The sequence below is a fragment of the Pseudomonas sp. genome, from assembly GCF_049590575.1.
In the GTDB taxonomy this organism is placed as follows: Bacteria; Pseudomonadota; Gammaproteobacteria; order Pseudomonadales; family Pseudomonadaceae; genus Aquipseudomonas.
Genome location: NZ_JBAWDE010000024.1, coordinates 1 through 5,101, shown reverse-complemented (window position 1 = coordinate 5,101; position 5,101 = coordinate 1). Strand labels below are relative to the sequence as shown.

Here is a 5,101-nt window from a genome sequence, read left to right as displayed (position 1 = left end):
GTTCGGCCACCAGGTGCAGCATCAGGTCGATGCCCGCCGTAACCCCGGCGCTGCAACTGACCGGGCCATCGATCACGTAAAGCCGGTTTTCCAGCACGCGGGCCTTGGGCGCCATGGCCTGCAATGTCGCGCACAGCGCGTGATGGGTGGTGCATTGGCGCCCGTCGAGCAGGCCGGCCCTGGCCGCGCTCAAGGCCCCCGCACACACGCATACCAGGCGCTCGCCTGAAGGTGCGAATACGGTTTGCAACCACTGGGTCAGCGTGTTGCTCGCCGATTCAAAAACCTTTTGACGCGCCTTGGTGACCCTCGACGTGGAGCCTACCAGCACCACCAAAGTGCCCGGTGCGAGGCTTTGCGGCAGCGGCGCCAGCCCGCTCAGCGGCAAGCCGATGGAGGTTTGCAGGGATTCGACCGGGCTGACGTACTGCAAGTCGACGTCGATGGCCGCCGGGTCCTCGGCTTGCGCGGCAAGGCGCAGCACTTCGGCGGGGCCGGCCAGGTCCAGCATCAGCACGTTGGGCAGCAGCACGAACAGCACCGGCAGGCTCACGGTTTCAACCCTCCAGGGCCTGGGCGACGCTGACGATGCGCGCAAAGCGATCTTCCAGCACCAGCTCGGTGCGCTCGCGAATCTCAGCGGGTGTGAACACCCGGCCACTGCGTGTAAGGATCATGGGGAAGGTCAGGGTCGCCTCGCTGACAAAATCCACGCCGAGGCCGCTGTCGGACGCTTGCCGCGTGGTGGTTTCACAGCACTGTTCAGTGCGGATGCCGCTGATGATCAACCGGGTCACTCCCATTTCCGTGAGCCGCGCCGCCAGGGGCGTGCCGGCGAAGGCGCTGTGGTAGCGCTTGTGAATGATCAGGTCGGGGTTGATCGACAGTTCGCTGAGCGCTCGGACGTTACCCGAGGCCAGCGAAAAGTGCCCCTGCTCTTCCACGTGGAAGACTTGTATCACCGGAATGCCCTGTTGCACACAGCCGTCGATCAACGCCTGTTGTTTTTCCAGGTAGGCCGGCAGGTCATTTTCGGACCAATAGGTTGAATGCCGAAACGAATGCTGGGCATCGATAACGATAAGGGCTTTGCGGCTCATGACAGATCCTTGTGGCGTGCATTACGGTGAATGATGCAAGCCATGGTAGGCACGCCAGCGGATCAGCAACAGGCGCGTGCCGGACCATTAAGGGACGGATTCGGACATGCCTACCGGTGCAGATCACCTTGGCAAGTTTCCCGCAGCGTGGTCAAGGCCAGCAATGCACATACCGCCGCCCCGGCCATGAACGCGCGATGACTTCGACATTCAGGTCTTTAGGCAGGTTGAACGGCGGGTGAATCATGATCACGAGGTCCAGCTCACCGGCTTGATCTGCGCGCTCACCGCCGACTGGGTCAGCCCCACCTGCTGCCCGGCGGCGGCGAAAGTGCCGTGCCGCGCCGCGCATACAAAGGTCAGCAATTCTCGGATCATCTGGCCACCCTCCCGGTTGTGTCGCGTTCAGCAGCCGCTCAATGCGACCTGCGGCCGCTCGCCAGCAAAGAAGAAGGGCCGCAAACGCACGCCCACGCCGTTGCCGATAAACGCCGCCACCAGCCACACCCAGCCATGCAGGCTGCCCGAGGCGATGCCGCTGAAGTACGCGCCGATATTGCAGCCGTACGCCAGGCGCGAGCCGTAACCCAGCAGTAAGCCGCCGATCACCGCCGCCACCAGCGAGCGCGCGGGGATTTTCAGGCTCGGCGCAAAACGCCCGGCCAGGCCTGCGGCCAACAACGCGCCGAGCACGATGCCGATGTCCATCACGCTGGTGACGTCTTCCCACACCGGCGCGGCCAGGGCCTTGGCGTTACCCGGCATCTGCCAGAACGCCCAGCTGGCCACGTCCACACCCAGGCCGCTCGCCACCTTGGCGCCCCACAGCGCGAACGCCGAGGTAATGCCCCATGGCCGACCGGCCAACGCCAGGGTCGCGTAGTTGAGCAATGCCAGGCCAATCGCGCCCCACACCAACGGCCACGGTCCACGCAGGAAGCGGCGCAGGCCCTGGTGTTCGCTGGTCACGCCCGTTTCGAGCTGGCCATGGCGGCGTTTTTCCAAACCTACGGTGACCACTGCAATCAGGCCGAACACCGCCAGGCTGAGGATCAGCGCCGGTACCACGCCGAAGCTCTTGACGATCGACACCGCGGGGAACGCCGGCAGCGCAAACCACCAGTCCACGTGGTGAGTGGCGATCAGCGAGCCGCAGATAAAGAACAACAGCGTGACCAGCATGCGCGCATTGCCGCCGCCCACCGTGAACAGCGTGCCGGACGCACACCCGCCGCCCAGCTGCATGCCGATGCCGAAAATAAACGCGCCGAACACCACCGAAACCCCGGCCGGTGCCACCAGCCCGACCACCGGCTGCCCGAACAGCGTGCCCGCCCCCAGCGCCGGGAAGAACAGCAGCACCGCCACCGCCAGCATCACCATTTGCGCACGCAGGCCGGCGCCGCGTCGATCATTGATAAACACGCGCCAGGCCGAGGTAAAACCGAAGGCGGCGTGGTACAGCGTCAAGCCCAGCGCGGCGCCGACCACCAGCAACAGCACCTGGCGCGAGCCGACGCTGTTTTGCAGGAACAGGGCGCCGAGCACCAGGATGATAAAGGCCACCAGCGGCGCGACGGGCTTGCGCGCGGGGGCGAGAGGGAGAGTGGTGCTCATGGAGTATCTCGGTTCGTTTGAATGTGGAAGGTTGCGAGTCGTCGCTGGAGGTTACGCTTGCACAGCGCCCATTCAACCATGCCTTTGGGAGGAGCACGATCGTACCCGAATTTTCCACGGGTCACTGGAGCCGATCGAGGTTACGCGCAGGAAGTCCGGTTAGCAGCGAACAACACGACTCTGCCACGCTCATCCCCGCTCCACCGACCCCGACACCGGCAGATTCCCCAACAGCTTGAGCCCCGTGCTCTTCACAAACGTGGCGTAGTCCATCGGCTTCTGGATGCGGGTTTCCGCGTTGGGCAGCACGTAGGCCCAGGCACGCTGGGAGGACGCGTCGTACACCAGTTTGAACAGGCGCGTCGGCACCCAGACCTTGTTGTCGCCGATGGTGCCGTAGCCGGTGTAGAACAGCGGGCCGGTAAACACGTAGACGTCGCCGCCGGCGCGCTTGGCGAACTTGCGCACGTCGGCCTCGACCTTGCTCCAGATCTTGCGGTTGTTGGTCGGGTCCTGGGGCACCATGTTCGACAGCGCGAAGGATTGCGCCATGGCATGCGCGTTCGGCGCATCGGCGGCCGGGGCCTGGTGGCCACGGTCCACCGCCGGGTGCTGACTGCGGTAGTCGCTCAACTCGGCGCGCCCGGCCTTGGGAATGCGTGGGTCGGGATAGAACTGGTTGGTGCGCTCCTCGCCTTTAGCCTCCTTCAACTGCGCGGCGTTCAAGCGTTCGACCACCACCAGCGGGGTCTTGCTGGCTTGCGAGTACAGCACCGCGAAGGTATCGGAACACAGGGCCAGGGGTTTCATCGCCGCCGGGACCGTGGCGGTGTTGATTGGGTTTCTGGCCGGGAACAGTTCGGCGCAACTGTCGAACGAGGCACGTTGTTGCGAGGCGGTATAAGGGTTCGCCAGGCTGCGGGCGTCGACGGTGGTGGAGAGCAAAACGAGGGCGGACAGCCCGGCTGCAATGTTGCGTAGGTACATGCGTCAGATCTTATGCTGAGGGTAAACAGGCAAGCACGAATGCTCGTGCGGGGCGTATGGACCCTGACAAGTCTGTTTGGTGCCGCAAGGCTCACGGATAAGGTTGAACTCTCCTACACCTGAGGTCTCAGAACCCTACATCCCAGGGAGAACTTTATGACCCAGACCGCATTAGTCGTCGGCGCCAGCGGCATCGTTGGCAGCGCCATTACCCAATTACTGCTCGACAACCAGTGGCAGGTCGCCGCGCTTTCCCGCCAACCGTCGCAGGTGCCGGGAGTGATTCCGGTGGCCGCTGACCTGCAGGACCCGAACTCCCTGCAACAGGCGCTGGCAGAGCTGAAACCGACCCACGTGTTCATCACCACCTGGTCACGCCAGGCCACCGAAGCCGAGAACATCCGCGTGAACGCCGCCATGGTGCGCAACGTGCTCGACGCCGTGCGCCCGGCCGGCAGCGTGCAGCACGTGGCATTGGTCACCGGCTTGAAGCACTACCTCGGCCCGTTCGAAAACTATGGCAAGGGCAGCCTGCCGAAGACGCCGTTTCGCGAGGACCAGGGTCGCCTGGACGTGGAAAACTTCTACTACGCCCAGGAAGACGAAGTGTTCGCCGCCGCTGAAAAGGACGGCTTCACCTGGAGCGTGCACCGCCCGCATACCGTCACCGGCGTGGCCGTGGGCAACGCGATGAATATGGCGACCACCCTCGCCGTCTACGCCAGCGTGTGCAAGCACACCGGACGCCCATTTGTATTCCCGGGCTCGCGCGTGCAATGGGACAGCCTCACCGACATGACCGACGCGCGGCAACTGGCCAAGCAACAACTGTGGGCCGCAACCACGCCGGCTGCGGCCAACCAGGCGTTCAATATCACCAATGGCGACGTGTTCCGCTGGAACTGGATGTGGGGCCGGATCGCCGAGTACTTCGACCTCTCGCCCGCCGAGTTCCCCGCCACGCCCTCGCCACTTGAAAAGCAAATGGCCAACGACGAGGCCGCGTGGCGAGAGATCGCAGCAGAGCATGGGCTGAAAGAAAACGACATCAACCGCCTGGTTTCGCCCTGGCACACCGATGCCGACCTTGGGCGGCCGATCGAGGTGGTCACGGACATGTCCAAGAGCAGGATGATGGGCTTCACCGCCTACCAGGCCAGCGACCAGGCATTTTTCGAGGTGTTCGAACAGCTGCGCGCTGCGCGTTTGATTCCGTGACACTAATGCCCGCTCACCTCCGCTGAGTTCGCCGCGCGCGCGCCGGGTTTGAAGCCCTGCGCGCGGGCGGCCCAGACAATCGCCAGCGCGATTCCGATCAAGACCAGCATGGCCCACGGGAAAGACGCCACGCCCCAGCTGTCCAGCAGCACACCGCCGACCACGCCGCTGCCGGCAAT

The 5,101-nt window shown here is 64.4% G+C and carries 5 protein-coding genes and 2 pseudogenes; 1 reads left to right on the top strand and 6 read right to left on the bottom strand.

Features of this window, described 5'->3' with window-relative positions; genetic code table 11:
- The 5 genes and pseudogenes from WBR57_RS02220 to WBR57_RS02200 form a co-directional block, all read right to left on the bottom strand.
- The coding region (locus tag WBR57_RS02220) for a DJ-1/PfpI family protein (RefSeq protein ID WP_424081708.1) at window positions 1-553 on the bottom strand (553 nt) is incomplete at its 3' end.
- Between the two features lie 4 nt (window positions 554-557).
- A complete protein-coding gene (locus tag WBR57_RS02215; protein ID WP_424081706.1) occupies window positions 558-1,100 on the bottom strand; it encodes a cysteine hydrolase family protein in 543 nt (180 codons plus the stop codon).
- Window positions 1,101-1,370: 270 nt separating this feature from the next.
- A pseudogene (locus WBR57_RS02210) lies at window positions 1,371-1,478 on the bottom strand (helix-turn-helix domain-containing protein); the annotation flags it as partial.
- A 27-nt stretch (window positions 1,479-1,505) separates the two neighbouring features.
- Window positions 1,506-2,717 (bottom strand): YeeE/YedE family protein, encoded by a 1,212-nt coding sequence (locus WBR57_RS02205; RefSeq protein ID WP_424081704.1) that lies wholly within the window; start codon window positions 2,715-2,717, stop codon window positions 1,506-1,508.
- Between the two features lie 189 nt (window positions 2,718-2,906).
- Complete coding sequence (locus WBR57_RS02200) at window positions 2,907-3,704, bottom strand: DNA/RNA non-specific endonuclease (protein WP_424081702.1); 798 nt, start codon at window positions 3,702-3,704, stop codon at window positions 2,907-2,909.
- Window positions 3,705-3,860: 156 nt separating this feature from the next.
- Between WBR57_RS02200 and WBR57_RS02195 the strand changes: the two genes are divergently transcribed.
- A complete protein-coding gene (locus WBR57_RS02195; protein WP_424081700.1) occupies window positions 3,861-4,922 on the top strand; it encodes an SDR family oxidoreductase in 1,062 nt (353 codons plus the stop codon).
- Window positions 4,923-4,924: 2 nt separating this feature from the next.
- On the opposite strand, the pseudogene WBR57_RS02190 reads toward WBR57_RS02195, so the two are convergent.
- Window positions 4,925-5,101: pseudogene (locus WBR57_RS02190) on the bottom strand (MFS transporter); the annotation flags it as partial.

Excerpts from the sequence above, each read along its gene's own strand:
- WBR57_RS02200 (WP_424081702.1), bottom strand. The coding sequence starts at position 3,704 with ATGTACCTACGCAACATTGCAGCCGGGCTGTCCGCCCTCGTTTTGCTC.
- WBR57_RS02195 (WP_424081700.1), top strand. The coding sequence starts at position 3,861 with ATGACCCAGACCGCATTAGTCGTCGGCGCCAGCGGCATCGTTGGCAGC.
- WBR57_RS02215 (WP_424081706.1), bottom strand. The coding sequence starts at position 1,100 with ATGAGCCGCAAAGCCCTTATCGTTATCGATGCCCAGCATTCGTTTCGG.
- WBR57_RS02205 (WP_424081704.1), bottom strand. The coding sequence starts at position 2,717 with ATGAGCACCACTCTCCCTCTCGCCCCCGCGCGCAAGCCCGTCGCGCCG.